This window comes from Bradyrhizobium huanghuaihaiense, from assembly GCF_025200885.1.
In the GTDB taxonomy this organism is placed as follows: Bacteria; Pseudomonadota; Alphaproteobacteria; order Rhizobiales; family Xanthobacteraceae; genus Bradyrhizobium; species Bradyrhizobium huanghuaihaiense.
Window position 1 is genome coordinate 3,855,983 of sequence record NZ_CP104172.1, and the last position, 26,017, is coordinate 3,881,999.

The 26,017-nt window shown below is 65.0% G+C and carries 27 protein-coding genes and 1 pseudogene; 20 read left to right on the top strand and 8 right to left on the bottom strand.

Annotation, left to right across the window (positions count from 1 at the left end; translation table 11 throughout):
- From N2603_RS18360 to N2603_RS18390, 7 genes are all read left to right on the top strand, one after another.
- A complete protein-coding gene (locus N2603_RS18360; protein WP_260389859.1) occupies positions 1-1,212 on the top strand; it encodes a preprotein translocase subunit SecY in 1,212 nt (403 codons plus the stop codon).
- Positions 1,209-2,063, top strand: a complete 855-nt coding sequence (locus tag N2603_RS18365) for an adenylate kinase (RefSeq protein WP_260389861.1) — start codon at positions 1,209-1,211, stop codon at positions 2,061-2,063. The genes N2603_RS18360 and N2603_RS18365 overlap by 4 nt, the downstream gene beginning before the upstream one ends.
- A gap of 186 nt (positions 2,064-2,249) precedes the next feature.
- Complete coding sequence (gene rpsM, locus N2603_RS18370) at positions 2,250-2,618, top strand: 30S ribosomal protein S13 (RefSeq protein ID WP_018647258.1); 369 nt, start codon at positions 2,250-2,252, stop codon at positions 2,616-2,618.
- A 121-nt stretch (positions 2,619-2,739) separates the two neighbouring features.
- Positions 2,740-3,129 (top strand): 30S ribosomal protein S11, encoded by a 390-nt coding sequence (gene rpsK, locus N2603_RS18375; RefSeq protein WP_007603045.1) that lies wholly within the window; start codon positions 2,740-2,742, stop codon positions 3,127-3,129.
- Between the two features lie 112 nt (positions 3,130-3,241).
- Positions 3,242-4,273: a DNA-directed RNA polymerase subunit alpha gene (locus N2603_RS18380; RefSeq protein WP_018647259.1), complete on the top strand. Its 1,032-nt coding sequence runs from the start codon at positions 3,242-3,244 to the stop codon at positions 4,271-4,273.
- A gap of 165 nt (positions 4,274-4,438) precedes the next feature.
- Complete coding sequence (gene rplQ, locus N2603_RS18385) at positions 4,439-4,855, top strand: 50S ribosomal protein L17 (RefSeq protein ID WP_018647260.1); 417 nt, start codon at positions 4,439-4,441, stop codon at positions 4,853-4,855.
- A gap of 203 nt (positions 4,856-5,058) precedes the next feature.
- Positions 5,059-5,517: a hypothetical protein gene (locus N2603_RS18390; protein WP_260389862.1), complete on the top strand. Its 459-nt coding sequence runs from the start codon at positions 5,059-5,061 to the stop codon at positions 5,515-5,517.
- Positions 5,518-5,596: 79 nt separating this feature from the next.
- On the opposite strand, the gene N2603_RS18395 is transcribed toward N2603_RS18390, so the two are convergent.
- Positions 5,597-6,574 (bottom strand): Bug family tripartite tricarboxylate transporter substrate binding protein, encoded by a 978-nt coding sequence (locus N2603_RS18395; protein WP_260389863.1) that lies wholly within the window; start codon positions 6,572-6,574, stop codon positions 5,597-5,599.
- Positions 6,575-6,764: 190 nt separating this feature from the next.
- Between N2603_RS18395 and N2603_RS18400 the strand changes: the two genes are divergently transcribed.
- Positions 6,765-7,553 carry an SDR family NAD(P)-dependent oxidoreductase gene (locus N2603_RS18400; protein WP_260389864.1) on the top strand — a complete coding sequence of 263 codons (789 nt, stop codon included), beginning with the start codon at positions 6,765-6,767 and terminating at the stop codon, positions 7,551-7,553.
- Positions 7,554-7,562: 9 nt separating this feature from the next.
- A pseudogene (locus N2603_RS18405) lies at positions 7,563-7,860 on the top strand (DUF1330 domain-containing protein).
- A 129-nt stretch (positions 7,861-7,989) separates the two neighbouring features.
- Here N2603_RS18405 and N2603_RS18410 read toward each other — a convergent pair.
- A complete protein-coding gene (locus tag N2603_RS18410; protein WP_260389865.1) occupies positions 7,990-9,003 on the bottom strand; it encodes a zinc-binding alcohol dehydrogenase family protein in 1,014 nt (337 codons plus the stop codon).
- A 131-nt stretch (positions 9,004-9,134) separates the two neighbouring features.
- Between N2603_RS18410 and N2603_RS18415 the strand changes: the two genes are divergently transcribed.
- Entirely contained in the window at positions 9,135-9,512 is a 378-nt protein-coding gene (locus N2603_RS18415) for a winged helix-turn-helix transcriptional regulator (protein WP_018647266.1), read from the top strand.
- A gap of 165 nt (positions 9,513-9,677) precedes the next feature.
- On the opposite strand, the gene N2603_RS18420 is transcribed toward N2603_RS18415, so the two are convergent.
- Entirely contained in the window at positions 9,678-11,309 is a 1,632-nt protein-coding gene (locus N2603_RS18420) for an OprO/OprP family phosphate-selective porin (RefSeq protein WP_260389866.1), read from the bottom strand.
- A gap of 313 nt (positions 11,310-11,622) precedes the next feature.
- On the opposite strand from N2603_RS18420, the gene N2603_RS18425 reads away from it, so the two are divergent.
- Genes N2603_RS18425 through N2603_RS18435 form a run of 3 tightly spaced genes read left to right on the top strand, consistent with a single transcriptional unit; the run spans position 11,623 to position 15,657 of the window.
- Positions 11,623-13,032 carry a DegQ family serine endoprotease gene (locus N2603_RS18425; protein ID WP_260389867.1) on the top strand — a complete coding sequence of 470 codons (1,410 nt, stop codon included), beginning with the start codon at positions 11,623-11,625 and terminating at the stop codon, positions 13,030-13,032.
- Entirely contained in the window at positions 13,029-14,366 is a 1,338-nt protein-coding gene (locus N2603_RS18430) for a replication-associated recombination protein A (protein ID WP_018647269.1), read from the top strand. Before N2603_RS18425 ends, N2603_RS18430 begins: the two co-directional genes overlap by 4 nt.
- Positions 14,367-14,418: 52 nt before the next feature.
- On the top strand, positions 14,419-15,657 hold the full coding sequence (locus tag N2603_RS18435) for an RluA family pseudouridine synthase (protein ID WP_260389868.1): 1,239 nt from the start codon (positions 14,419-14,421) through the stop codon (positions 15,655-15,657).
- Between the two features lie 137 nt (positions 15,658-15,794).
- On the opposite strand, the gene N2603_RS18440 is transcribed toward N2603_RS18435, so the two are convergent.
- Positions 15,795-16,241 (bottom strand): hypothetical protein, encoded by a 447-nt coding sequence (locus tag N2603_RS18440; protein WP_260389869.1) that lies wholly within the window; start codon positions 16,239-16,241, stop codon positions 15,795-15,797.
- Positions 16,242-16,316: 75 nt separating this feature from the next.
- Here N2603_RS18440 and N2603_RS18445 point away from each other — a divergent pair, with 75 nt between their 5' ends.
- The 4 genes from N2603_RS18445 to blaOXA are packed head-to-tail and all read left to right on the top strand — an operon-like array spanning position 16,317 to position 19,947.
- Positions 16,317-17,111 (top strand): ATP12 family chaperone protein, encoded by a 795-nt coding sequence (locus N2603_RS18445; protein ID WP_260389870.1) that lies wholly within the window; start codon positions 16,317-16,319, stop codon positions 17,109-17,111.
- A gap of 56 nt (positions 17,112-17,167) precedes the next feature.
- A complete protein-coding gene (fliK, locus tag N2603_RS44865) occupies positions 17,168-18,793 on the top strand; it encodes a flagellar hook-length control protein FliK (protein WP_341850479.1) in 1,626 nt (541 codons plus the stop codon).
- Complete coding sequence (locus N2603_RS44870) at positions 18,790-19,053, top strand: EscU/YscU/HrcU family type III secretion system export apparatus switch protein (RefSeq protein ID WP_011088117.1); 264 nt, start codon at positions 18,790-18,792, stop codon at positions 19,051-19,053. Before fliK ends, N2603_RS44870 begins: the two co-directional genes overlap by 4 nt.
- A 36-nt stretch (positions 19,054-19,089) precedes the next feature.
- Positions 19,090-19,947: a class D beta-lactamase gene (blaOXA, locus tag N2603_RS18460; RefSeq protein WP_425248993.1), complete on the top strand. Its 858-nt coding sequence runs from the start codon at positions 19,090-19,092 to the stop codon at positions 19,945-19,947.
- A gap of 249 nt (positions 19,948-20,196) precedes the next feature.
- Here the strand turns inward: blaOXA and N2603_RS18465 are convergent, their stop codons facing one another.
- The 3 genes from N2603_RS18465 to N2603_RS18475 all read right to left on the bottom strand — a co-directional run bounded on the left by N2603_RS18465 (position 20,197) and on the right by N2603_RS18475 (position 22,511).
- Positions 20,197-21,165: a dienelactone hydrolase family protein gene (locus N2603_RS18465; protein ID WP_260389872.1), complete on the bottom strand. Its 969-nt coding sequence runs from the start codon at positions 21,163-21,165 to the stop codon at positions 20,197-20,199.
- 95 nt (positions 21,166-21,260) lie between these two features.
- Positions 21,261-21,857 carry a hypothetical protein gene (locus N2603_RS18470; protein WP_260389873.1) on the bottom strand — a complete coding sequence of 199 codons (597 nt, stop codon included), beginning with the start codon at positions 21,855-21,857 and terminating at the stop codon, positions 21,261-21,263.
- A 249-nt stretch (positions 21,858-22,106) separates the two neighbouring features.
- The gene (locus N2603_RS18475; protein ID WP_018647277.1) at positions 22,107-22,511 is read right to left on the bottom strand and encodes a DUF4260 domain-containing protein; all 405 of its coding nucleotides are present in this window, start codon (positions 22,509-22,511) and stop codon (positions 22,107-22,109) included.
- Between the two features lie 139 nt (positions 22,512-22,650).
- On the opposite strand from N2603_RS18475, the gene N2603_RS18480 reads away from it, so the two are divergent.
- The 3 genes from N2603_RS18480 (at position 22,651) to N2603_RS18490 (ending at position 25,120) form a co-directional block, all read left to right on the top strand.
- Positions 22,651-24,183: an acyl-CoA carboxylase subunit beta gene (locus N2603_RS18480; protein WP_018647278.1), complete on the top strand. Its 1,533-nt coding sequence runs from the start codon at positions 22,651-22,653 to the stop codon at positions 24,181-24,183.
- Between the two features lie 105 nt (positions 24,184-24,288).
- A complete protein-coding gene (locus N2603_RS18485; protein WP_260389875.1) occupies positions 24,289-24,636 on the top strand; it encodes a hypothetical protein in 348 nt (115 codons plus the stop codon).
- A 37-nt stretch (positions 24,637-24,673) separates the two neighbouring features.
- Positions 24,674-25,120: a DUF2214 family protein gene (locus N2603_RS18490; RefSeq protein WP_260389876.1), complete on the top strand. Its 447-nt coding sequence runs from the start codon at positions 24,674-24,676 to the stop codon at positions 25,118-25,120.
- 39 nt (positions 25,121-25,159) lie between these two features.
- On the opposite strand, the gene N2603_RS18495 is transcribed toward N2603_RS18490, so the two are convergent.
- Positions 25,160-25,981, bottom strand: coding sequence for a DUF2182 domain-containing protein (locus tag N2603_RS18495; RefSeq protein WP_260389877.1), 822 nt, complete (start codon positions 25,979-25,981; stop codon positions 25,160-25,162).
- Positions 25,982-26,017 lie beyond the last annotated feature (36 nt).

Consider the following 26,017-nt stretch of genomic DNA (forward strand, 5'->3'; position numbering starts at 1 on the left):
ATGAGCAGGGAGCTCGCGCGCCGGATCGCTTTCACGATTGGCGCGCTGCTCCTTTTCAGGCTCGGCACCCAGATCCCGATCGCGGGGCTCGATGTTTCGCGCCTCTCGTCGTTGCCCAACTTCAACGTCCGCCTTTCGCTCTTTTCGCTCGGCCTCATTCCCTATCTGACTGCGGCGATCTTTGTCCGGTTGCTGTCCGTGGTGTGGCGCGGCCTGAATTCGCTGGAGCGCTCGGGCGAGGACGGCCGACGCAAGGTCGCCCGTGCAACGCTCGGACTCACGCTGGCTCTTGCTGCCTTTCAAGCCTACGGCATCGCCTCCGCGCTGATTTCCATTCCGGAGCTCGTCAGAAATCCGGACGGCTGGTTCGTGACGACGGCTACGGCCTCGATGGTTGGTGGCGTCTTCGTGCTGGTGTGGCTGAGCGAACAGATCACCCGCTACGGCATCGGCAACGGCCTGGCGGTGATCTTGAGTGTCGGCATGCTCGTCTCCCTGCCGCAAGACGTCGCCGGCATCGCAGATGTCGTGCGGAGCGGGGCGGTCTCGGGCAATCTCGTGTTCATCCACGCTTTGCTCTGGGTCGTGACCGTCGCCGTGATCGTTCTCGTCGAAGGCGCGCGGCGAAATGTTCGGGTCGAATTCGGCGCGCTCAATGTCGGCGCGCGGCAATTGCCGGCGCGCGCTGCCGTGCTGCCGATCAAGCTCAACAGCGCCGGGTATCTAATTCCGGTCACGGTGGCGCCGTGGATCTTCTTTCTTCCGCTTGCCTTTGCCGGCTTCATCCTGGGCGGCGATCACCCCTTGGTCGCCGCGGCCTACCGGCATCTCCAGCTGGGGCAGCCGGCGCACATGATCCTCGTGTCGATCGCGGTCTTCGTGCTCGCCTTCATCTACACGGCCTATGTCGTCGATCCCGAAGACACGGCCAAATCCCTGGCGCAGCACGATGGCACCATTCCCGGTGTCGCGCCCGGCGAGGCGACCGCCGGCTATCTCGATCGCGTCGTGTCATTGACGACGGTCGTCGGAGCCGTCTACCTGACTGCGTTGCAGTTGATTCCGGAGGTGTTCGACCTTTACGGGATAGGGCTGCCTTATAGTATGGTCGTCGATGGTGGTGCGGCGCTGGTTGTGGTTTGCACCGCTCTTGATATCAAAACACAGGTGCGCGACGTATCGCTCACCAATCCGGGGGGCGTACGCCGATGAGAATTATACTTCTGGGACCGCCGGGGTCGGGCAAGGGGACCCAGGCGCAGCTCTTGGTGCAGCGCTATGGCATCGTCCAGCTCTCGACCGGCGAGATGCTGCGCGCAGCCGTTGCGGCGGGAACGCCGGTCGGGCTGAAGGCCAAGGAGATCATGGCCAGCGGCAGCCTCGTCCCTGATGACGTCGTGGTTGGAATCATCTCCGACCGCATCGACCAGCCGGACGCCAAGAACGGTTTCATCCTCGACGGCTTCCCGCGCACCGTGCCGCAGGCGGAAGCGCTGGATGAGTTGCTGAAGCACAAGCACCTGAAGCTCGACGCCGTGATCGAGCTCCGCGTCAACGAGAGTGCGCTGCTGAGCCGCGTCGAGACCCGCGTCGCCCAGATGCGGGAGCGCGGGGAGGAGGTCCGGGTCGACGACACTCCGGAGGTCCTGACCAAGCGCCTCGCGAGCTACCGCAGCCAGACGGAACCGCTGATTCACTACTATTCCGAGCGGCGGAAGCTCTCCACCATCGACGGCATGATGGCCATCGACGAGGTCACCCGCGCCATCCATCGCCAGCTCCTGGCGCTCGGGGCGGTGGAACCCAAGACCCACGCCCGCAGCGCGGCCAAGGCGGCGCCGGCCAAGAAAGCCAAGGCTGGCAAGAAATCGGCCAAAATGGCGGTGAAAACAGCCAAAAAGGCCGCCAAATCGGCCAAAACCACCAAAAAGACGGCGAAGAAGGCCGTGAAGGGGACCAAGAAGGCGGCGAAGAAAGCCGCCAAGAAAACCGCCAAGAAGACCGTCAAAAAAGGTTCGAAGAAGGGACCAAAAAAGGTCACGAAAAAGCGAGCCAAGCGCTAGCAGCGGTTGACGAAAGCCCCTGGAATCCCCTAATAAGCCCCGCATCCAAGTCGGATAGTTTCAGACGATGCCGGGCCCCAGGAAGACCGGGGGTGGGCGTCGTGTTCGCGTTTGTGAACACCTGCCCGAGAAAGCAAGCACTTAAGCCCGATTCCTGACGAGGGATCGGCAACAGGAGAGAAGGCCGTGGCCCGTATTGCCGGCGTGAACATTCCCACCAACAAGCGCGTGCTGATCGCGCTTCAGTACATCCATGGCATCGGCCCGAAGATCGCCGGTGACATCATCGAGAAGGTGAAGATCCCCGAGGATCGTCGCGTCAATCAGCTCAGCGACGCCGAAGTTCTTCAGATCCGCGAAGTGATCGACCGCGACTATCTCGTCGAGGGCGACCTGCGTCGTGAGGTCGGCATCAACATCAAGCGTCTGATGGACCTCGGCTGCTATCGCGGCCTGCGTCATCGTCGCGGTCTGCCGGTGCGCGGTCAGCGTACCCACACCAATGCGCGTACGCGCAAGGGTCCGGCCAAGGCCATCGCCGGCAAGAAGAAGTAAGTTTTCGCACTCCATCGCGGCGTGTGGCGAAAGGGGATACCCGTTCGCCACGCGCTTTTCGTTCCACAGGTGTAGCCGCTGGCATTACGGCGGCGTTTGAGATCTTCAGGAAAGGGACTCAATGGGCAAGGAAGCCACCCGCGTTCGCCGTCGTGAGCGCAAGAACATCGCCTCCGGCGTTGCGCACGTGAACTCGTCGTTCAACAACACGACCATCACCATCACCGACGCGCAGGGCAACACGATTGCCTGGTCTTCCGCCGGCACGATGGGCTTCAAGGGCTCGCGCAAGTCGACCCCGTACGCCGCGCAGGTTGCGGCGGAAGACGTGTCGAAGAAGGCGCAGGAACACGGCATGCGCACGCTGGAAGTCGAAGTCGCCGGTCCCGGTTCGGGCCGCGAATCGGCGCTCCGCGCGCTCCAGGCCGCGGGCTTCACCGTCACCTCGATCCGCGACGTGACCACGATCCCGCACAACGGCTGCCGTCCCCGCAAGCGTCGGCGCGTTTGATACCAAGTTGCGGGCGCATCGGCGCCCGCAATGACTTTTGTAAGAAGCCGCGGGCGTGGCCTGCGGCCTTTCTCCAACGCCAGTGTCTGCAACGGCAGTTCGACTGGCCTGTATGGGTGAAACAGTGACGATCCAGAAAAATTGGCAAGAACTGATTCGGCCGAACAAGCTCCAGGTCACGCCCGGCAGTGACTCCTCGCGTTTCGCGACCATCGTCGCCGAACCGCTCGAGCGCGGCTTCGGCCAGACCCTCGGCAACGCGCTGCGCCGCATCCTGCTCTCTTCGCTCCAGGGCGCGGCGGTGCAGTCGGTGCACATCGACGGCGTGCTGCACGAGTTCTCCTCGATCGCTGGCGTCCGTGAGGACGTCACCGATATCGTGCTGAACATCAAGGACATCTCGATCAAGATGCAGGGCGAAGGCCCCAAGCGCATGGTCGTGAAGAAGCAGGGCCCGGGCGTCGTCACCGCCGGCGACATCCAGACCGTCGGCGACGTCACCGTGCTGAACCCGGACCTCCAGATCTGCACCCTCGACGAGGGCGCCGAGATCCGCATGGAGTTCACGGTCTCCACCGGCAAGGGCTACGTGCCCGCCGAGCGCAACCGTCCCGAGGACGCGCCGATCGGCCTGATCCCGGTCGACAGCCTGTACTCGCCGGTCCGCAAGGTCTCCTACAAGGTCGAGAACACCCGCGAGGGCCAGATCCTCGACTACGACAAGCTGACCATGACGATCGAGACCAACGGCGCGATCTCGCCGGATGACTCGGTGGCCTATGCCGCCCGCATCCTGCAGGATCAGCTCAACGTGTTCGTCAACTTCGAAGAGCCGCGCAAGGAAGTCGCCCAGGAGATCATCCCGGACCTCGCCTTCAACCCGGCCTTCCTCAAGAAGGTGGACGAGCTCGAGCTGTCGGTGCGTTCGGCCAACTGCCTGAAGAACGACAACATCGTCTACATCGGCGATCTCGTGCAGAAGAGCGAGGCGGAAATGCTCCGCACCCCGAACTTCGGCCGCAAGTCGCTGAACGAGATCAAGGAAGTGCTGGCCCAGATGGGTCTGCACCTCGGCATGGAAGTGCCGGGTTGGCCGCCGGAGAACATCGACGAGCTCGCCAAGCGCTTCGAGGATCATTACTGAGAATTCGTCGTTCCGGGGCGGCTCGCAGAGCCGAACCCGGAACCTCGAGATTTCGGATCGCCGCTTCGCGTCGTCCGGAATGACACCATGGGCGAACGCAGGCAGCCCACCTGAGCAACATGTCCGACGAACCGTCGCGGCAGTTTTAAAGTAAGGACTACACACATGCGTCACGGCAAGGTTCATCGGAAGCTCAACCGCACGGCCGAGCATCGCAAGGCGATGTTCGCCAACATGGCGGCCGCGCTGATCAAGCACGAGCAGATCGTCACCACGCTGCCGAAGGCCAAGGAGCTCCGTCCGATCGTCGAGAAGCTCGTCACCCTCGGCAAGAAGGGCGGGCTGGCCATGCGCCGCCAGGCGATCTCCGAGATGCGCGACAAGGATCAGGTCAAGAAGCTCTTCGACGTGCTGGCGACCCGCTACAAGGACCGCCAGGGCGGCTATACCCGCATCATCAAGGCCGGCTTCCGTTACGGCGACAACGCCGCGATGGCCGTGATCGAGTTCGTCGATCGCGACGTCGACGCCAAGGGCCAGGACTCCGGCCCGGTGCAGGAAAAGGAAGCCGAGGCGGCGTAAGCCGCATCGCAAATCTGAATTGAAAGCGGCGCCCTCGGGCGCCGCTTTTTTTATCTACAACGTCGCGCGTCTACCGTCCGGCCTCGCTGCCGTGCCGCCTTTCTCACGCCACGAATGCAACTCTACTGTTCGCGTTCAACCTCCGAGGGAAAGCGATGTTTAAGCCGCGATACATGATCTCCATTGTTCTTTTGGCGCTTTCAATGATCTGGCCGGTCGGCCTCGCGCAAGCCCAGCAGGCATTTCAGCGCTTTCTGCCGTTCCTGGTCGATCTGAATGGTTGGGAGGGCAAGAAGCCGGAGGGCATGTCGATGCAAATGGCAGAGACCAGCGTGACCACCGCGACGCGCGACTACGAACGCGGTGAGGCGCAGGCTCACGCCACCATCATTCTCGGCCCGGCCGCCGAGGGGGCGCTGGCGCCGATTCAGAGTGGCATGAACGTCCAGACGGCGGATGGTCACATGATCACAGGCAGCGCGCGGGGCATGCAGGTCTTCAAGACCTTCCACGTCAAGGACAAGTCCGGCATGCTGATCGTCGCGCTCGGCAAAGAGGCGGTGTTCAGCTTCACCTATCAGGGCGTCGGCGAGGACGAGGCATTGGCGCTCGCCGACAGGTTCGACTGGAAGGAGATTCAGGCCGTCGCCCAGAAAAAATGACGGTGTAGCGGGAGCGGACCTGCAGGGCGAGCACTGCGCACTTGCGCCGTACCCATCACTTCCGTTGGCGAGCGGAAGATTACTCCTCCTTGATTCCCGCCTTCTGCGCGATGTCCTTCATCTCCGCCGTCTCTTTGGTCACCGCGCCCGCCCAATCGTCGAAGCGCGCAAAGCCCGGCTCGAAGCCGACCTTGCTGAAGCGCTCGACGACGGAGGGACTGTTGATGATCTCCTCTAGCGTCGCCGACAGCTTGTCGTGAACGGCCGGCGGCAGCCCCCTGGGCGCGACCACGGCGCCCCATGAGGCGAAGTCGATATTGCCATAGCCGAGCTCGGCGAGCGTCGGCACGTCGGGCAGGAAGGGCGTGCGCTTGCCCGAGAACACCGCGAGCACCTTGACGGTGCCGGCCTCGATCTGCGGCTTCACCGCGATCACGGTGTCGACGTGGTACTGGATGTGCTTGCCGATGAGGTCGTTCATCGCCGGCGCGCTGCCCTTGTAGGGCAGGTGGACCATCTTGACCCCGGCGGCCGATTTGAACAGCTCGCCGGCAAAATGCGACACCGTCGCGACGCCGAAGGACGCCAGCGACAGCTTGTCGGGATTGGCCTTCGCCTCGGCGACCAGCGAAGCCACGTCCTTGATCGGGTTGTCCTTGTAGGTGACCAGCGCCAGCGTGATCTTTCCGGTCCGGCCGATTGGCTCAAAGTCCTTCGCCGCATCGTAAGGCACGCTTTCCTTGACGGCCGCCGGCAGCGTGAAGCTCGAGTTCGAGCTGAAGAACAGGGTGTACCCGTCAGGCGCCGAGCGCGCGACCTCCTTGGCCGCGATCGTGGTGCCGCCGCCGGGACGGTTCATGATGATCACGGGCTTGCCGAGCCGCGTCTCCAGTTCGCCGCCGATGATGCGCGCGACCACGTCGGAGGCGCCGCCGGGCGGGAAGGGGACGATCAATTGCAGCGACTTTTCCGGATAGACCGCCTGAGCCGGTGCGGGCGCATTGCCAGCAATCAAACCGACCAAACCGAGCGCAACCGTTAAAGCCGTTCTGTTCATCGCGTCGTTCTTCCGTTTCTGTGTGAGCAAGAGAATCCCGGATAGACAAGCAACAATTGTTCCAGTGGCGGTGGACGGTGTCCGCGGGGTTGCAGGAAAGGTGCCGGGCATCTCACTGATTGGTGAGCGCCGATTGCAGCCCGATCCGCGGCGTCCGATATCCCGATCATCAATCTGATGGAGATAGTACATGAACATCGACCTTTCCGGAAAGACCGCCCTCGTGACCGGCTCGACCGCCGGCATCGGCCATGCCATCGCCAAAGGCCTTGCCGCCTCGGGCGCGAGCGTCGTGATCAACGGGCGCGGCAAGGACAAGGTCGATGCGGCCGTGCGCAAGCTGGAAGGGACGGGCGCCAAGGTCCGCGGCATCGCCGCCGACGTCTCCACCGCTGCCGGCTGCAAGGCGCTTGTGGCCGCTCTGCCGGAGGTCGACATCCTCATCAACAACGCCGGCATCTTCGAGCCGAAGGATTTTTTCGACATCCCCGACGAGGACTGGACCCGCTTCTTCGAGGTCAACGTGATGAGCGGCGTGCGGCTGTCGCGGGCCTACATGAAGGGCATGCTCAAGCGCAACTGGGGCCGCATCGTCTTCATCTCCTCGGAGTCCGGGCTCAACATTCCAGTCGAGATGATCCACTACGGCATGAGCAAGACGGCCCAGCTGTCGGTCGCGCGCGGCCTTGCGCAGCTCACCCGCGGCACGGGCGTCACCGTCAATTCGGTGCTGCCGGGCCCGACCATGTCGGAGGGCGTCGAGACTTTCGTGAAGGATCTCGCCAAGCAAAACGCGCAGTCCGTCGACGAGGCGGCAGCCAATTTCGTCAAGCAGCATCGCCCGAGCTCGCTGATCCAGCGTTTTGCGAGTGTCGAGGAGATCGCGAACATGGTCGTTTATGTCGCGTCGAAGGAGGCGTCCGCAACGAATGGCGCGGCGCTGCGGGCGGAAGGTGGCATCGTCAATACGATCGCGTAAGAGCCACCTATGACCGCTTATGTGATTTCTGAAGTCGAGATGCGCGACCTCGAGGGATTTGAAGCCTATCGCGCGCTTGCCGCGAAGACGATCGCGCAGTTTGGCGGACGCTATCTCGTCCGTGGCGGCAAGGCCGAGCTGGCGGAAGGCAACCTTCCGCCGAAGGCCATCGTCGTCGTCGAATTCCCGTCGATGACAAGGCTGAAGGAATGGTACGCTTCGCCGGAATACGCCGAGGCGTTGAAGATCCGCGCCGCTGCGCTGGAGCGGCGAATTGATATTTGTCGAGGGCGTAGCGGAAACGTAGGGTGGGTTAGCGCGCGGCTGCGCGAAGCGCAGTCCGCTCGCGTAACCCACCACTGGGTGTCTCCGCAGAACAAGAAGAAGAGGTGGGTTACGCTGCGCTAACCCACCCTACACACCGAGGTCGGGGCTGCTACCACCCCTCCAGCACGATCTTGCCGCGCGACTTGCCGCTCTCCAGCAGCGCATGCGCGCGCTTGAGATTGGCGGCATTGATCGTGCCAAAGGTCTGGTCGAGCGTGGTGCGCAAGACGCCCTTGTCGATGAGGTCGGCGACATCGTTGAGCAGATGATGCTGCGCGATCATGTCAGGGGTCTGGAACGAGGAGCGCGTGAACATCGATTCCCAGTGCACCGAGATCGCCTTGCCCTTGAACGTGCTCATGGTGAACTCCGGGGGATCGTCGATCAGGCCGAACCTGCCCTGCGGCGCCATGAACTCGGCGATCGCCTTGTAGTGCTGGTCGGTGAAGGTAAGGCTCGCCACCAGCGCGACCGGCGGCAGCTTCAATTTCTCGATCTGCTCCTTCATCGGCTTGCCGTGATCGATCACCGCGTGTGCGCCGAGATCGAGGCACCATTTCTGCGATTCCGGCCGCGTCGCGGTCGCGAGCACCGTGAGCCCGGTGAGGCGACGCGCGAGTTGGATCAGGATCGAGCCGACGCCGCCGGCACCGCCCGTGATCAGCAGCGTGCGCAGATCGACGCTCTTGCCGGGTACGGCGCCGAGACGGTCGAACAGCAATTCCCAGGCGGTGATGGAGGTGAGGGGAAGGGCTGCTGCCTGCGCGAACGAGAGCGACTTCGGCTTGTTACCGACGATGCGTTCGTCGACCAGGTGGAATTCGGCGTTGGTGCCTTGGCGCAGGATCGAGCCGGCATAAAACACTTCGTCGCCCGGCTTGAACAGCGTGACATCGGGGCCGACGGCATCGACCACGCCGGCGGCGTCATAGCCCAGGATCTTCACCTCGCCCTCGGGCGGGGCGGCGCGCTTGCGCACCTTGTAATCGACCGGATTGGCCGAGATCGCCTTCACGGCGACGCGGATGTCGCGCCCCTTCGGCTCGGGTTTTGCGGTCTCGAAATCGATCAGTGAATTCGCGTCCTCGATCGGAAGCGACTTCTTGTAGCCGACGGCCTTCATGGCGTGTCTCCATCAGTTGGCGCAGCTTGTCGCGTGCGCCTGGCCTGCTAACTGTCCCGCTGGCGTCCATTTGGCAAGTACTGTAAATTCGGGGATACAGTCCCTGTTTGGATACTATTGGGAAAACACGCATGAAACGGCGCAATTTTGCCCGTCGTCCCGGCTGTTCGGTCGAGGCGACGCTGGATCTGATCGACGGCAAGTGGAAGGGCGTGATCCTCTACCACCTGCAGAGCGGAACCCAGCGCTTCGGCGAATTGCGCCGCCGGATGCCCGGCATCACCCAGCGCATGCTCACGAAACAGCTTCGCGCGCTGGAGGAGGACAAGCTCGTCATCCGCAAGGTCTATGCGGAGGTGCCGCCGCGCGTGGAGTATTGCCTCTCCGAGCTTGGCGAGAGCCTCAAGCCGGTGATCGACATCCTCAAGGCCTGGGGCGAGAGCCATCAGCAGCGGCTGTCCTGCGCGCCGCCGCCGGTGGTGGTGAAGAAGCCGAAGCGGGCGGCGTAGTGAGAGGTAGGCCGCCCAGCTCTCGGTGTCGTCCCTGCGAAAGCAGGGACCCATAACCACAGAGGCAAGTTGTGGCGCGAGCCGGCAACTCCGAGCCTTCGCCAAACCACTCCCTGTGGCTATGGGTCCCGGGTTCGCGCATTCGCGCGCCCCGGGACGACGAGCTCAGAACGCAAACTGCGTGCGCAACGCGACCGCGTCGAACTTCGAGCCGGTGTCCGCCGCCGACACCGCCGTGGCCTGCTTCGACACCGTGCCGTGCAGGTAGTCGAGCATGAAGCGGACGTTGCCGTTGACGTACCAGTTGAGCGCCAGCGTGTAGACGGTCTGCCGCCCGCCGGCGATTCCGGCAGCGGTCGCCAGCTGATCGTTCAGATCCACGGTCGAGTAGCGACCGGCGATCTCCCATGCACCCCAGCCGCCGCCGTTGATCGAGAACGGATTGTTCGGTTTGACGCCGCCATAGGCCGCGTTGCCCGGATTGTACTTGCGCGATTCACCGGTCAGGACATAGGCCGCTTGAGCGTAGCCGCCCTGGAATTTCAGGCTCGACGTACCGATGGGCGGCACGGCAGTGTTCGCACCGCGATCGATGTTGAACCAGTAGTATTCGCCCTGGACCCAGAGCGGTCCATAGGTGGCCGCGGCTTCCACGCCATAGACCTGCGCGCCCGACACATTTGCAATCGCAGCGGTCGAGATCAGCGTCGTGGGATCGATGCGCAGCTCGGGACGATCGCTGAGCGTAAGCGTTTGCGTGTTCGCGACCAGATTGCGCGGTGGCTGGATCAGCCACTCGGCGTCGGCGCCGAGATGCACCGAGTAGTCGTTGCCGCTCACGACCTGGCCCGCAACGCGGGCCGTCGCGCCGTATTGCTCGCTGGTGCCGGGAGGTGAAATGCTCGAGGCCGAGTGAATGGCACCCGTGGTCGGGCCGGTCACGTAGGCGCCGGCGTAGAACACGTCGTTGTACCAGCGGGCGCCGGCGGCAGAACGGAAATCGCCGGCGGCGATATTTTGCGCGATGATGCCGACCGAGGCTCGCTCCATGAAGGCGATATCGTTGGAGCTCGTGGATTCATCCAAGGTCCAGGCAATATCCATGATGCCGGCTTCGATCGCCATCTTGCCGCCGAACGGCTTCAGCCCGGTGTAGCTGATATACGCGTTCTCAATGCCGGACGTGCCGCCGCCGGGCAGGAAGCCGACAGGGGTCGCGCCGGCGGCGCCGGTGCCGCCAAAGCCGTCGGACGAGCCGCCGAAATCGTAGATCAGGGCAAAATTCCAGTCGTTGAGGAATTTGCCGGTGACGCCGATGCGCGCGCGGCGGACGTTCTCGCCGCTGTCCAGTTTCTGCGGTACGGTGGCCGCGGTGTTGGGGCGGTAATCGTAGCCGCCGACATCCCAATGCACGCGGCCGGTGATGGCAACGCAGTTGGCCTCGTCGGCGGTGCAGATGGTCGGCCGGTTGTTCGGCATCGTCACCACGACGCCTGACGGATGCGCCGGTCCCTTGAGCGGGATTGCCGCGTTGGCATTGGCGACGACCGCCTTCGCCTCCGATCGCGCTTCAGCTTTGGCCTCGGCCTTTGCTTCGGCCTTGGCCTTCGCCGTGGCGGCCGTGTTCGCGGCGGTCTGACTCTGGAGCTTGTCGAGCTTCTGCTCCAGGAGCTTCAGCTGCTGCTTCAGCAGCGCAATTTCCTGCTCACTGTTGCTGGCCGATTGGGCCTGGGCCTGCGAGGCCGCCAGCGCGCCGGCGAGACCAATCGCCGTGGCTGCAATCCTTGTCCTGCTCACGTTACGCCTCCATCGTTTGACGAACTTCCCCAAGTCGCGAACGGAGAGCCTAGGTGTGGTCGATGACTGCCCCGCGACGCTGCGCCCGGTTGCGCGGTTCCCACTGATGCAAATTCGTCGCAACCGAATCCGCTTCCCATCAGCATGCAAGATGACGCGCATCATGCCAATCCACCGCCCGGGCAAATTACCGATTCGCACGGCCCACTTGCATTCCGGACACACCGGGGAAGGGGCCGAATATTGCCGCCCGGCGCCCTTCTATTGGGGGACGAACGCGCCTATATTCCGTCGTCTTTTCCGAGAGGTAGGAATGTTTCGATCGATCCGTCCCGCCGCTATCGTCACTGCATTGTGCATAGCGTTTTCAGCTCACTTCAATCCGACTGCTGCGCAGGACCGTCGGGTCCCGTCGTCGCCGGCCGAACTGCGGCTGTCCTATGCGCCGATTGTGCAGCGGGTGCAGCCGGCGGTCGTCAACGTCTATGCCGCGAAGGTAGTGCAGAACCGCAACCCGCTGCTGGACGATCCGATCTTCCGCCGCTTCTTCGGCGTGCCGGGCCAGCAGCCCGAGCAGATGCAGCGCTCGCTCGGTTCCGGTGTGATCGTCGATGCCTCCGGCCTCGTCGTCACCAACGTCCATGTCATCGAGGGTGCGGACCAGGTCAGGGTGTCGCTGTCGGACAAGCGTGAGTTCGAGGCCGAGATTCTGCTGAAAGATTCGCGCACTGATCTGGCCGTGCTCCGCCTGAAGGACACCAAGGAGAAATTCCCGACGCTGGACTTCACCAATTCCGACGAGCTGCTGGTCGGCGATATCGTGCTCGCGATCGGCAATCCCTTCGGCGTCGGCCAGACGGTGACGCACGGCATCATCTCGGCGCTGGCGCGCACGCAGGTCGGCATCACCGACTACCAGTTCTTCATCCAGACCGATGCGGCGATCAATCCTGGCAATTCCGGCGGTGCGCTGGTCGACATGAGCGGCAAGCTCGCCGGCATCAACACCGCGATCTATTCGCGCTCCGGCGGCTCGCAGGGCATCGGCTTTGCGATTCCCGCCAACATGGTGCGTGTCGTCGTCGCCTCCGCCAAGAGCGGCGGCAAGGCGGTGAAGCGTCCCTGGCTCGGCGCGAAATTGCAGGCGGTGACGCCGGAGATCGCCGAGAGCCTCGGTCTGCGCTCGCCGACCGGCGCGCTGGTCGCGAGCGTGGTGTCGAACGGCCCCGCGGCCAAGGCTGGCTTGAAATCCTCCGATCTCATCACCGGGATCGACGGCCAGGCCGTGGATGATCCCAACGCCTTCGACTATCGGTTCGCCACGCGCCCGCTGGGCGGCACCGCGCAGATCGACGTGCAGCGCGGCGGCAAGCCGGTCAAGCTGGCGGTGGCGCTGGAGACCGCGCCCGACACCGGGCGCAGCGAGCTCGTCATTACCGCGCGTTCGCCGTTCCAGGGCGCGAAGGTCTCGACCATCACGCCGGCGGTTGCCGACGAGCTGCATCTGGACGCCGACACAGAAGGCGTCGTGATCGCCGATCTCGGCGGCGACAGCGCGGCGGCGAGTGTCGGCTTCCAGAAGGGCGACATCATCCTCGCGGTCAACAACCAGAAGATCAGCAAGACCGGCGATCTCGAGAAGGCCGCGGGCGAGCGCCCGCGGATCTGGCGCATCACGCTGGTGCGCGGCGGTCAGCAGATCAACGTCACGCTGGGCGGATGAGTCCGAAGCGACCACAGGAGACGCCAACGCTCTTCGCCGCGGCGGGGCTCGATCACGAGGCCCCGCATCCGCTGCCGGATCGCTTGCGTCCGCGCGCGCTGTCGGAGGTCGTGGGCCAGGATCACATTCTCGGTCCCGACGGCGCGCTGACGCGCATGCTGGAGACGCGCACGCTGGGCTCGCTGGTGTTCTGGGGCCCGCCCGGCACCGGCAAGACCACGGTGGCGCGGCTCTTGGCGGACGCCACCGATCTGCATTTCGAGCAGATCTCGGCGGTGTTCTCCGGCGTGGCCGACCTGAAGAAGGCGTTCGATGCCGCGCGCGCCCGCCGCGAGATGGGCAAGGGCACGTTGCTGTTCGTCGACGAGGTACATCGCTTCAACCGCGCCCAGCAGGACTCGTTTCTGCCCGTGATGGAGGATGGCACGGTGGTGATGGTCGGCGCCACCACGGAGAATCCATCTTTCGAGCTCAACGCGGCGTTGCTCTCTCGCGCGCGCGTGCTGGTGTTCCGCTCGCTTGACGCGGCCGCGATCGAAAAGCTGTTCGCGCATGCCGAGGCGGTCGAGGGCAAGAAGCTGCCGCTGGACGCCGAAGCGCGCGCGGTGCTGGTACGCATGGCCGATGGTGACGGCCGCGCGTCGCTGACGCTCGCCGAAGAGGTCTGGCGCTCGGCGCGAGCGGACGAGATTTTCAACGCCGCGCAGTTGCAGGACATCCTGCAGCGCCGCGCGCCGATCTACGACAAGTCGGCCGACGGCCACTACAATCTGATCTCGGCGCTGCATAAGTCGGTGCGCGGCTCCGATCCCGACGCCGCGCTGTATTATCTCGCGCGCATGCTGGACGCCGGTGAGGACCCTCTGTTCCTGGCCCGGCGCGTCGTGCGCATGGCGGTGGAGGACATCGGCCTTGCCGATCCGCAGGCGCTCGTCATCGCCAATGCGGCGAAGGATGCCTTCGATTTCCTCGGCCATCCCGAGGGTGAGCTCGCCATCGCGCAGGCCGTGGTCTATCTCGCCACCGCGCCGAAATCGAACGCGGTCTACACCGCCTTCGGCACCGCGATGCAGGTCGCCAAGCAGGCCGGTTCGCTGCTGCCGCCCAAGCACATCCTGAACTCGCCGACCAAGCTGATGAAGTCGGAAGGCTACGGTGCGGCTTACGAATACGACCACGACGCCCCCGACGCCTTCTCCGGGCAGGACTATTTCCCGGAAGCCCTGGGCCGCCAGACCTTCTACGACCCGCCCGAGCGCGGCTTCGAGCGCGAGATCAGGAAGCGGCTGGATTACTGGGCCAAGCTGCGCAAGGAGCGGGGCGGCTCGCGCTAGAGGCGGCCATTTCACCGTGACGGAAGGCCGCTTTTAGGGTACGCAGGCAACCATGAGCCGCCGCATCAAGAGAATGAACCCGAAGCCCCGTTCGCGTGACGAGCGCGACGACGCACGTCCACATCAGGCGCGCAGCGCGAAGAAGGCCGGACCGCGTCCGGGCGGCAAGCCCGGCGGGAAGCCGCCGCGCTTTGCCGGAGAACGTGCCGAGCGGCGTGGCCCCGAGCGCGCCGAGCGGCGGCCGTCCAAAGCCGCCCAGGAAAGGCCTGCGCCGGAGAAGCCGGTCGAGGCGCTGCTGCCGACCAAGGTGCAGACCGTCATCGTGTCGGCCGACGAGAACAACATGCGCGTCGATCGATTCCTCGAGGCGCGCTTTCCCGGCCTGTCGTTCTCCCACATCCAGCGCGTCGTCCGTAAAGGCGAGCTGCGGGTCGACGGCAAGCGCGTCGACAGCAAGGACCGGCTGGAGGAAGGGCAGAGCGTCCGCATTCCGCCGCTGAAGCTCGACGCGCCGAAGGTTGTCGGCGAGCTCTCGGAGGCTGCGCAGAAGACGCTCAAGGCGCTGAAGGAGATGACGATCTGGGAGGACGACGACGTCCTCGTGCTGAACAAGCCGGCCGGCCTCGCCGTGCAGGGCGGCTCGGGCATGACGCGGCACATCGATCAGATGCTGGAGGTGATGCGCGATGCCAAGGGCCAGAAGCCGCGCCTCGTGCATCGCATCGATCGCGAGACCTCGGGCTGCTTGCTGATCGCCAAGACGCGCTTTGCCGCCTCGCATCTGACCGGTGCATTTCGTTCGCGGTCGGCGCGAAAGGTCTATTGGGCGCTGGTGCCGGGCCTGCCCAAGCCCAAGCAGGGCCGCATCTCGACCTTCCTGGCGAAGGAGGAGAGCGAAGACGACACCATCATGCGCATCGCCCAGCATGGCGACGAGGGCGCCAGCCACGCGGTGACGTACTACGCGGTGGTGGAGACTGCCGGCAACAAGTTGACCTGGGTGTCGCTGAAGCCGGTGACCGGCCGCACCCACCAGCTGCGCGCCCACATGGAGCATATCGGCCATCCCATCGTCGGCGATCCCAAATATTTCAACATCGAGAACTGGCAACTGCCGGGCGGCCTGCAAAACCGCCTGCACCTGCTCGCGCGCCGCATCGTCATTCCGCATCCGCGCGGCGGCGTGATCGACGCCACCGCGCCGCTGCCGCCGCACATGCAGCAGTCGTGGAATCTGCTTGGGCTCGATGCCAGCCGGTTCGACCCGATCGAGAATGCGCCGGAGGAGTAGGGCTGAGCTCCGCTGCTAGCCCCGTCATTGCGAGGAGCTCTTGCGACGAAGCAATCCAGACTGCCTCCGCGGAAAGATTCTGGATTGCTTCGCTGCGCTCGCAATGACGGTGCGGAGACAGCAGTGGTTGGCCACCCTCAATTCCGAAACTGCTCCAGAAACATCCGCAAGGAGTCGTGCGGGCTCTCGACATCAGTGATCAGCCAGCCCTCGGGCCCGTTCACGAGGACGAAGTTCAGCACCACCCGGCGGCCGTGATTGTCGAAATTCGCCGCGACATAGGTCTTGTCGTACTGCTTGCGGACGACCTCAATCGCGACCGGGCCGAGCTTCCAGCTCGGGCTCTGCACCAGAAAATCATAGGGCTCGACCCTCGGCGTGCTCCAGGCCTTGCGCAGGGGCGGATCGAAGAACTGGCGGGCGGTCACGGCGTCGCGCGGCAGGCCTTTCGACAGCTCCGGCGCGCCTTCGCCGTAATGGGCATAGACATTGCGGACCAGCGATTCCGGGCTGCGGAAACCTGCCTCCGCCGCGGCCAGCCAAAGTCCTGCCAACAGGGCCCCAATGCCCGCAAGTTCCCTCATGCCCGCCGCTCGCTTTATCGGCCACAGGTCTTATCTTACAAGCCTAGCATCCAGCGACCGGGACCGAAAACTCACATGCGCGAATTGTTCGAAGAAGCAGCAAGCCAGCCCGCGCCGGATCCGCGGGAATCGGCGCGCCAGTCCGCGCGCACGCCGCTGCGCAAGCGCTTCTACAATGAGGCCGGCGTCACGGATGCCGAGGGCGGCTTTGCCATCACGCTCGACGGCAAGCCGATCCGTACGCCCTCCGGCCGTCAGGTGGCGATCCCCGCGCGCGCGCTGGCCGATGCGGTGGCCGCGGAATGGGCGGCCCAGGGCGAGACGATCGACCCTGTCACCATGCCGCTGACCCGGATCGCCAACAGCGTGGTCGAGGGCGTCGTCGACCGTGTCGAGCTCGTCAGCGACGATCTTGCAAAATACTTCGAGTCCGATCTGCTGTTCTATCGGGCCGGCCATCCCGAGGGGCTGGTCGCCCGTGAGGCCACGCATTGGGACCCCGTGCTGTTCTGGGCCGCGGAGACGCTGGGCGCGCATTTCATCCTGTCCGAGGGCGTCATGCATGTGAAACAGCCGGACGAGGCGCTGAAGGCCGCCCGCGCCGCGCTGCCCGGCGATGCCTGGTCGGTCGCAGCCCTCCACGTGGTGACGACCCTGACCGGCTCGGCGCTGCTGGCGTTGGCGCTCGCCCATGGCGTGCGCGATGCGGACCAGGTCTGGGCCGCCGCCCATGTCGATGAGGACTGGAACGCCGAGCAATGGGGCGTGGACGAGGAGGCGGCCGCCCGCCGCGCCGCCCGCCTGAAGGATTTTCGGGCCGCTGTGACGGTTCTGGCGGCCGTGAAGCCGCCCGCGGCCCAAGGTCCTTAACGAGAGGTTTACGAGGGGGCCTTAGGGTGGGACTAGCATTCCCCCGGGCTCCTGAGATGCCGACGCCGATAAGCTCGATCGTTCCCGTCAATGCCGCCAGCCCCGTGGCTGATGCGACGACGCCCGATCTCGTGCTTCAGGCCGGCAGCGTCGTCGACGCCAGGGTCGTCAGCGTGATGGCCGACAATCTGGTGCGGATCGCGATCGCCAATCTCTCGATGGACGTCATGTCGGAGGTGGCGCTGACGCCGGGGCAAAACCTCCAGCTCGCGGTGTCGCAGAACGACGGCACGATCCGGCTCGCCGTGATGAACGGGGCGGGCGAGGCGAGCGCCGATCAGATTACGCTGACGCCGCGCGCGGCCTCGCTGGTGGACAGCCCGCCGCTCGCGCCGTCGGCAGTCCCGGTGCGCGATACCCTGACCCCGTCCGAGCAGGTCGCCGTCAGCGCCGCTTCGGCCGAGGCCGTGACGAAACAGGGCAGCCAGGCGCCGCTGTTCGCCAATCTGGCCTCCGTCGTGACAAGCAGTGATTTGCCAGCGGGATTGAAGCAGGCGGTGCTGGACGTGCTGGCGCAGCAGACGCCGCTCAACACCGCGCTTGATGGCGGCGATATCGAATCCGCGTTCAACAAGTCCGGGCTCTTCCTCGAAGCCTCATTGGCCGCAGGCACAACGCCGTCTCCTGGCGCGACGCCGGACTTGAAGGCCGCGCTGCTGGTGCTGCGCCAGACCCTGGCCACCCTTGAGACCACCGTGCCGCAGGCGCCGGCGCAAGGCGCCGCGCTGCCGACGAGTGCCGCGGCCACGCCGCAGACCGCGGCTTCCGCAGCTTTGGTGGCAGGTCAGACCACGCAGGCAGTGTTGCCGTTGCCCGACGCGCAGATCGCCCAACCGACGCAGTTGTCGCGCGGCGCGCTTGCCGCCGCCGTGCTGGCGGAGATGGCGGGCGGAAATCCGCAAGCCGCGGTGGCGCGAACCATGTCCGCAGGCCTTGCCGCGAGCCTGCTGCAAGAGGTCACGCAGAACCTGCCGCGCATGCTCGGCAATTTGCCGGGCTCCAGCAAGGCCGTGCCGGATGGTCACGTGTTCGAGGCCGCCGCGCGCGCGACCACACCGCCGCCGTTCCGCGGTGCGCTGCCATCGTCGCAGCCTGTCGCTTTGCCATCGCTTGCGGCGGACGCACCTTTGGCCGCGACCGTGCATCGTCTGCTCGATGACACCGATGCCGCGATCGCGCGGCAGACGTTGTTGCAGGTTGCCTCGCTCCCCGATCGCACCGATGCCTCTGGTCACCGCATCGATCTGGCCGTGCCGCAGTGGAATTTCGAGATCCCGTTCGCGACACCGCAGGGCACCGCGATGGCGCAGTTCGAGATCTCGCGCGACGGCGGCAACGAATCCGCCGATCCCGCCAAGCGCGCCTGGCGCGCGCGCTTCACGCTCAATGTCGAGCCGGCCGGGCCCGTGCACGCGCTGATCACGCTGAACGGCGACAAGACCTTTGTGCGGATGTGGGCGGAGCGGCCGGCAACCGCGCAGCAGCTCCGCGCCGGAATCGGCGAGCTCAGCCAGGCGATGTCCAGGGCCGAGCTCAAGCCCGGCGATATCGTCGTGCGCGACGGCACCCCGCCGCAGCCGGCGCCGGCCCGCGCCGGCCACTTCCTGGATCGCGCCACATGAGCGATCCGTCCAAGCTCGCGATCGCGCTGCACTACGAGAAGGGCTCTGGCGCGCCCGTCGTCGTCGCCAAGGGCAAGGGCACGATCGGCGAAAAGATCGTCGAGATCGCCAAGGCAAACGACATCCCGATCGAGGAAAACGAAATTTTGGCCGGCGCGCTCTCCAAGGTCGAACTCGGGGAGGAGATCCCGCCGGATCTCTACAAGGCCGTCGCCGAAGTGCTGGTGTTCGTGCTGCGGCTGTCGGGCCGGGGGCGGTAGAAACAAGCTGTCATCGTTTCACCACGTAGCGGCTGCATGGTCGCGGCCACCTTCATCATTTACCGGATCCCGCTCTTGCTCACCCGCCGCTCCACCCTCGGCATTCTCGCCGCAGCCGCCACATTGCCGTCACGTGCACTCGCCCATGTCGCGCCGCCGCGCAACGAGATCCGCGACAGCCTCGCAAAGCGTTTCACCGACCTCGGCACCTCAGGCACCTTCGTCGGCTACAAGGTCGAGGACTACCTGATCGTCGCCAGCGACAAGGAGCGCTCGGGCGAGGGGAAGCTGCCGGCCTCGACCTTCAAGATTCCGAACTCGCTGATCGCGCTCGAGACCGGTGTCGTCGCTGATCCCGACAAGGACGTGTTTCCCTGGGACGGCGTCAAGCGGCCGATCGAAGCCTGGAACAAGGATCACACGTTGCGCAGCGCGATCGCCGTCAGCGCTGTGCCGGTCTATCAGGAGATCGCGCGCCGCATCGGGCAGGAACGCATGCAGAAATATGTCGACGAGTTCGACTACGGCAATCGCGACATCGGCGGCGGCATCGACCAGTTCTGGCTCACCGGGAATTTGCGCATCGATCCGGTCGAGCAGATCGACTTCGTCGACCGTCTGCGCCGCCGCGCGCTGCCGATCTCAAAGCGGAGCCAGGACCTCGTCGCCGATATCCTGCCGGTGACCAAGGTCGGCGACAGCGTCATCCGCGCCAAGTCCGGTCTCCTGGGTGCCGAGCGCGGCGAGCCGTCGCTCGGCTGGATGGTCGGCTGGGCCGAGAAGGGCGAGGCGCACACCGTGTTCGCGCTCAACATGGATTGCAAGGAGCCGCGCCTCGTCGGCGAGCGCATGCCGCTGACGCAAGCCTGCCTTGCCGAGATCGGCGCGATCTAGCGCTGTCGCGCCGGCGCCGCTCCATCACCGTCATTGCGAGGAGCTCTTGCGACGAAGCAATCCAGACTGCTGCCGCGGGAAGATTCTGGATTGCTTCGCTGCGCTCGCAATGACGGAGTATGCGGTGTCTCCCATGGCCGAGGAGCCGTAGGGTGGGCAAAGGCGCGCAGCGCCGTGCCCACCATCATCTAGTTGGTGGGCACGCTCCGCTTTGCCCACCCTACGGCAGCGCGTGTGGAGCAGGCAGTCTCATCCCAGCTTGAACAACACCTGCAAAAACTCCTCCACGGCCTTGCGCGACTCCGCGGCCGTCGCCGGATTGCCGCCGACATGCGGATTGAGCTCGACGCAGGAATCCTTGTAGGAGAACGGCGCATTCGTATCGCCGTTCATCAGCACGCCGCCGTCACCTTCCCTGATCTTGCAGTTGCGCACGGTCTGCGCATTCGCCGACACGGCAACGGTGTTGACCCCGAGCAGGCCACTGTCAAAGCCGTGCGCGCTGTCGGGATATTCGGTCAGCACGACGTCCCGCCCGGCGCTCTTGAGCCGCTCGACGAAGGCCTTGCAGCTCCTCACGGGATTGTAGTCGTCGGGCGTGCCGTGGAAGATGCGGATCGGGCGCGCGGCGATCTCGCTATCGCCGACATAGGTCGTCGAGCAGTCCGGATAGAACGGGATGTACGCTGCGAACTGGATGCCGGACTTGTTCCAGAGCTTGTTGAAGCGCTCCAGGCTCGCATAGAGCGTCGCTTGGCCGCCGCGCGAAAAACCCATCAGCACGATGCGGTCGGGGTCGACGCGCGGGTGCTTCGCCAGGATCTCCAGCGAGCGGTAGATGTCGACGATCAGGTTGAGCCGGCCGAGCAGGGCCTGGTTCGGCCCCACCACCGTCAGCCCGCGGCCGGTAAAACCGTCGATCACGAAGGTCGAGATGCCCATGGCGTTGAAGGCGTGCACCCAGGCCTCGGTGGTGGCGCCGACGCCGCTGGAGCCGTGCATCAGCACCACGACCGGGAGCTTGCCGGTGCCCTGGGCTACACGGAATTCGCCGGCAACCGTCACCGTCTTGCCCGCGGCTGCATCGCCGCTGAGAAATTGCTGGTCGGAGAGGGTGAGCGAGGGGATCGGGTAGATCTCGGCGCGCGTGGCGACTTCCTTGGGAAGCGCCTGCGCATTGGCAAGCACAGTGGAAACGCAGAGCGCAATGAGCACCATGGCGGCGCGGAATGCGTCGGCATCGGATCCTCCCTTGTGATTTTCGGGGAGTAGAGCAACGGACCTGCGCGCTGTCAATTTGACGCGCGACGGTCTCAGCCCTTGTCCGCCGGCTTCTTCGCCGTCAGCGCCTGGTCGATGGCAAAGCCGCCGATCTCGCTCATCGCCTGCGAGATCACGTCGCCGCGGCGCGCAAAGCCGCTGGAGAGATAATCGAACTGCGTCCGCGCCAGCCGCAGCACCTCGATCGGCACCGAGACCACGGTCTCGTTGAAACTGTCCACGGAGGCGCGCAAGCTGTCGAGCTCGCTCGTGAGCTTGCCGATGTGGCTCTCTGCGTGCTGCATCAGGCCGAGCAACTTGTTGCGCTCGGCATCGAAGGCCGCGCGCTCGGCGGCCGCCGCCGCGGTGACGTCCGCAAGCTGTCTCTGCAGCGCCTCGATCTGGCCGACCATGGCATCGGAGGCGAGCTCGGCGGCCTCGCGCAGCTCGGTACTGCGCGTGCTCTCTTCCTGTGCCTGATGATACAGCCGTTCGGCCGACATCGCGCGCTGGCTCAGCGACTCGATCATGCTGGCTGCGCGCAGCAGCATCTCACCGTTCCGCCCCGACACCATGCTGGCCATGCGCCGCAGGAAGTCGATGGTTTCGGACGATGGGTTCGGCGGCAGTGGGACGACCGTCGCGGACATGGGTGATGCTTGAGCCAGGGCATGATGACCGCCGCCGTACCGACTTGGCTCACGCAACATTCGGCGCCTGATCGCAAGGCTTGAAGCAAGCCTGAATCGGCCGGCCCGGTCAACCGGCAAGCGCGGCAAATACGGTCCCGTAGCCCGGATGGAGCGCAGCGCAATCCGGGGATCGCGCCCGCGCCGCACTTGTCCCGGATTACGCTCCGCTCCATCCGGGCTACGCAGTCAGTCAGCCGAAGCGGGAGATCAGGCATCCCTCTGCCGCCCGATCCGGCCGAGATGGGTGAAGCCGAACCCGGCGGAATATTTCAGGCCGTAGCCGAGCGCCCGGTCGATGCCGATATGGGCGAGCCAGATCAAGGCGATGGACAGGGTGAGGGGCGAGGCAAGGCCGAAGCCCAGCGTCAGCAGCGTCACCGGCGCCATGTAGCTGTGGGCGGCGTTGTAGACCATCGCGCCGAATTTGGCGTCGGACAGGTATGCCAGGAAGCTCAGATCGGGCACGAAGAACAGCAGGGCAAACACCAGCCACGACCCATCCCAGGCCGCGTAGAGCATCACCATGCCCACAAACAGGGTCAGGCCCTCCAGCCGCAGCAGGATGTTGACGCCGCCCGTCGCCGCGCCAGTCTCGGCCGTTCCTTCCGTCATGCTCGTCTCCCGGACAAAACTTTGTAATTCCTTGTGCTTTCCCGCTACGGCAGGGCAGCCCTGCGACGGCGAAAGCGGCTTTCCGGGCCGCAAAATGCCGTGTTAGAACCCCGCATCACTTAAGACCTGGCGGGAGCAAATGAAACACATCCTGGACGCCCTTGAAGATCGTCGTGCCGGCGCGAAGCTCGGCGGCGGGGAGAAGCGCATCGAGGCGCAGCACGCCCGCGGCAAGCTGACCGCGCGCGAGCGCATCGAGCTCTTGCTCGACAAGGGATCGTTCGAGGAGTTCGACATGTTCGTCGAGCACCGCTCCACCGAGTTCGGCATGGAGAAGTCCAAGGTGCCCGGCGACGGCGTCGTCACGGGGTGGGGCACCGTCAACGGCCGCAAGACGTTTGTCTTTGCCAAAGACTTCACGGTGTTCGGCGGGTCGCTGTCCGAGACCCACGCGCTGAAAATCACGAAACTCCAGGACATGGCGATGAAGGCGCGGGCGCCCATCATCGGCCTCTATGACGCGGGCGGCGCCCGCATCCAGGAGGGCGTCGCCGCGCTCGCCGGCTATTCCTATGTGTTCCGCCGCAACGTGCTGGCCTCGGGCGTGATCCCGCAGATCTCCGTCATCATGGGCCCCTGCGCCGGCGGTGACGTCTATTCGCCTGCCATGACCGACTTCATCTTCATGGTGAAGAACACCAGCTACATGTTCGTCACCGGTCCCGACGTGGTGAAGACCGTGACCAACGAGGTCGTCACGGCGGAAGAGCTCGGCGGCGCCTCGGTGCACGCCACGCGCTCCTCGATCGCGGACGGCGCCTTCGAGAACGACGTCGAGACGCTGCTGCAGATGCGGCGCCTGATCGACTTCCTGCCGTCGAACAACACCGACGGCGTGCCGGAATGGCCGAGCTTCGATTCGATCGAGCGCCTCGACGATTCCCTGGACACGCTGATCCCCGACAATCCGAACAAGCCCTACGACATGAAGGAGCTGATCCTGAAGGTCGTGGACGAGGGCGACTTCTTCGAGATCGCGGAGAGCTTTGCCAAGAACATCGTCACGGGCTTTGGCCGCATCGCCGGCCGCACCGTCGGCTTCGTCGCCAACCAGCCGATGGTGCTGGCCGGCGTGCTCGACTCTGATGCGTCGCGGAAAGCGGCGCGCTTCGTCCGTTTCTGCGACGCCTTCAACATCCCGATCGTCACCTTCGTCGACGTTCCGGGCTTCCTGCCGGGCACCGCGCAGGAATATGGCGGCCTGATCAAGCACGGCGCAAAGCTGCTGTTCGCCTATTCGCAGTGCACCGTGCCGCTCGTCACCGTCATCACCCGCAAGGCCTATGGCGGTGCCTTCGACGTCATGGCCTCCAAGGAGATCGGCGCCGACATGAACTACGCCTGGCCGACCGCCCAGATCGCCGTGATGGGCGCCAAGGGCGCGGTCGAGATCATCTTCCGCAGCGACATCGGCGACCCCGACAAGATCGCCGCCCGCACCAAGGAATACGAGGACCGTTTCCTGTCCCCATTCATCGCCGCCGAGCGCGGCTACATCGACGACGTCATCATGCCGCACTCGACGAGGAAGCGCATCGCCCGCGCGCTGGCGATGCTGAAGGACAAGAAGACGGAAATGCCGGCGAAGAAGCACGACAATTTGCCGTTGTGAGGACACGTAGCCCGGATGAGCGCAGCGACATCCGGGTTTCGGCCCAAGAGTCCCGCATGTCGCTTCGCTCATGCGGGCTACAGCTGATTTGGCATCCTCGATCCAATGACCGAAGACGATCCAACCGACGAAATCTCCGACATCGAAGACCGGATCGAGCGGCTTGCCGAGATCGCCGAGCGGTGCCGTAAGTACATCCTGGCCTCCAAGATCGCGATCGGCGGCGGGGCGGTGCTGCTGTTGATCACGATCCTCGGCCTGCTGGGGACGGGTCAGACCGCGGCGCTCGGATCGATTGCGCTGGTGCTGGGCGGGATCGTCTCGCTTGGTTCCAACGTCAGCACGTTGCGGCAGACCAACGACGCGATCAGCAGCGCCGAGGCGCTCCGCTCGCGATTGATCGGCGCGATCGACCTTCGCGTGGTCGAGGATGCGCCGATGAAGCTGGTGTGATGAGTCTCACTGCCCGTCGGGCGATCAGGAATTTGCCATGTCCACGCTGTTCGCCTTCTTCCATCACCTCTGCGCCTTCACGCTGGTTGCGGCGGTCGCGGTCGAGTTCACGCTGATCCGGCAGGAACTGACGGTGTCGACCGCGCGACGGCTCCAGGTCACCGATATCGTGCTGGGCACGGCAGCCGCGGCGCTGTTCGTCGTCGGGCTGCTGCGGGTGCTCTTTTTCGAGAAAGGCTACGACTACTACCTTCATAGCTACGCCTTCCTGGCGAAGATCGCGCTCTTTGTCGCCCTCGGAGCGCTGTCCGTCATTCCGACGCAGGAGTTCCTTTCGTGGAGCGCGTCGATCAAGGCGGGGCAGGCGCCCGTGCTCGACGCCAGACGGAAGCGGTTGGTGGCGTCGATCATTCATGGCGAGCTCGCGGCCATCGTGGTCATCCTGCTCTGTGCAGCGGTGATGGCGCGGGGAGGGTGGGTTTAGCCGGTCAAAGGAGGCGCGGCTTTCGCAACACAAAACGCATCACCGCAGCGAGGACACCAGCAGCCACGCGCCCGCGGCCACACATGCAATGCCGGCAGCGCGCGCGATCCATCGTCCGGCCGGCGTCAGCTTCTCGAGCAGGACGAGCAGCGCCAACAGCGCGATCCAGAGCACGTTCATCACGCCGCCTATGAACAGAAGTGCCATCAAGAGCCAGCAGCAGCCGACACAATAGCTTCCGTGCCGAAGCCCCAGCAGCAGGCAGCCCCGCGGCGTGTCGCGAAACCCGCCGTGGCGCATCAGGAACAGAAACGGCGACTGGCATTGGACGAGGCAGACGTCCTTGAGCGGCGTCCATTGATAGATGCCGGCCGCGATCAGCACGCATGCGCCGAGCAGGTTGCTGGCGAGCGTCATCCGGGAGTCGAGAAGGGCTGCGCGATCGATCCCCCATTGCAGAAGGGTTGCGACAAGCGAAAAGCCGGCCCAGGCGAGGAGATAGCCGGCCGCAAACCAGCCGGTTGCCGCGAACGGCTTGGCCTGTGCCTTCGCCCGCCGGCCGACGCTGGCGTACATGAGGATCATGGGCGCGGCCGAAGGCGCCATCATTCCGACCATCATCACCGCCCACATCAGGAATACGTATGCGAACTCGAACGTTCGCCACGGCTCGCTGGCGGGCAACATGATTCCGATCCCGGCCGGAATCATGCGGAAGCCGGTCATGTCCATGCCGCCCATGTCCATGTCGTCCGCGAGCCAGAGCACATAGGCCCATGCCAGCGCGACGATGGTCAGAATCGCGCCGCCGACGATCCAGCGGTCGCGGCGCAGCACGGTTTCGAGAGCGCTGTCGGTCATTTGTGATGCGTGTTGCCGGCCTTCTCGCAGACCGTC

Bases quoted from the DNA above. Each gene is read 5' to 3' on its own strand.
- N2603_RS18360 (WP_260389859.1), top strand. From the start codon at position 1: ATGAGCAGGGAGCTCGCGCGCCGGATCGCTTTCACGATTGGCGCGCTG.
- N2603_RS18365 (WP_260389861.1), top strand. From the start codon at position 1,209: ATGAGAATTATACTTCTGGGACCGCCGGGGTCGGGCAAGGGGACCCAG.
- rpsK (WP_007603045.1), top strand. From the start codon at position 2,740: ATGGGCAAGGAAGCCACCCGCGTTCGCCGTCGTGAGCGCAAGAACATC.
- N2603_RS18380 (WP_018647259.1), top strand. From the start codon at position 3,242: ATGGGTGAAACAGTGACGATCCAGAAAAATTGGCAAGAACTGATTCGG.
- rplQ (WP_018647260.1), top strand. From the start codon at position 4,439: ATGCGTCACGGCAAGGTTCATCGGAAGCTCAACCGCACGGCCGAGCAT.
- N2603_RS18390 (WP_260389862.1), top strand. From the start codon at position 5,059: ATGATCTGGCCGGTCGGCCTCGCGCAAGCCCAGCAGGCATTTCAGCGC.
- N2603_RS18395 (WP_260389863.1), bottom strand. From the start codon at position 6,574: ATGAACAGAACGGCTTTAACGGTTGCGCTCGGTTTGGTCGGTTTGATT.
- N2603_RS18400 (WP_260389864.1), top strand. From the start codon at position 6,765: ATGAACATCGACCTTTCCGGAAAGACCGCCCTCGTGACCGGCTCGACC.
- N2603_RS18410 (WP_260389865.1), bottom strand. From the start codon at position 9,003: ATGAAGGCCGTCGGCTACAAGAAGTCGCTTCCGATCGAGGACGCGAAT.
- N2603_RS18415 (WP_018647266.1), top strand. From the start codon at position 9,135: ATGAAACGGCGCAATTTTGCCCGTCGTCCCGGCTGTTCGGTCGAGGCG.
- N2603_RS18425 (WP_260389867.1), top strand. From the start codon at position 11,623: ATGTTTCGATCGATCCGTCCCGCCGCTATCGTCACTGCATTGTGCATA.
- N2603_RS18430 (WP_018647269.1), top strand. From the start codon at position 13,029: ATGAGTCCGAAGCGACCACAGGAGACGCCAACGCTCTTCGCCGCGGCG.
- N2603_RS18435 (WP_260389868.1), top strand. From the start codon at position 14,419: ATGAGCCGCCGCATCAAGAGAATGAACCCGAAGCCCCGTTCGCGTGAC.
- N2603_RS18440 (WP_260389869.1), bottom strand. From the start codon at position 16,241: ATGAGGGAACTTGCGGGCATTGGGGCCCTGTTGGCAGGACTTTGGCTG.
- N2603_RS18445 (WP_260389870.1), top strand. From the start codon at position 16,317: ATGCGCGAATTGTTCGAAGAAGCAGCAAGCCAGCCCGCGCCGGATCCG.
- fliK (WP_341850479.1), top strand. From the start codon at position 17,168: ATGCCGACGCCGATAAGCTCGATCGTTCCCGTCAATGCCGCCAGCCCC.
- N2603_RS44870 (WP_011088117.1), top strand. From the start codon at position 18,790: ATGAGCGATCCGTCCAAGCTCGCGATCGCGCTGCACTACGAGAAGGGC.
- blaOXA (WP_425248993.1), top strand. From the start codon at position 19,090: ATGGTCGCGGCCACCTTCATCATTTACCGGATCCCGCTCTTGCTCACC.
- N2603_RS18465 (WP_260389872.1), bottom strand. From the start codon at position 21,165: ATGGTGCTCATTGCGCTCTGCGTTTCCACTGTGCTTGCCAATGCGCAG.
- N2603_RS18470 (WP_260389873.1), bottom strand. From the start codon at position 21,857: ATGTCCGCGACGGTCGTCCCACTGCCGCCGAACCCATCGTCCGAAACC.
- N2603_RS18475 (WP_018647277.1), bottom strand. From the start codon at position 22,511: ATGACGGAAGGAACGGCCGAGACTGGCGCGGCGACGGGCGGCGTCAAC.
- N2603_RS18480 (WP_018647278.1), top strand. From the start codon at position 22,651: ATGAAACACATCCTGGACGCCCTTGAAGATCGTCGTGCCGGCGCGAAG.
- N2603_RS18485 (WP_260389875.1), top strand. From the start codon at position 24,289: ATGACCGAAGACGATCCAACCGACGAAATCTCCGACATCGAAGACCGG.
- N2603_RS18490 (WP_260389876.1), top strand. From the start codon at position 24,674: ATGTCCACGCTGTTCGCCTTCTTCCATCACCTCTGCGCCTTCACGCTG.
- N2603_RS18495 (WP_260389877.1), bottom strand. From the start codon at position 25,981: ATGACCGACAGCGCTCTCGAAACCGTGCTGCGCCGCGACCGCTGGATC.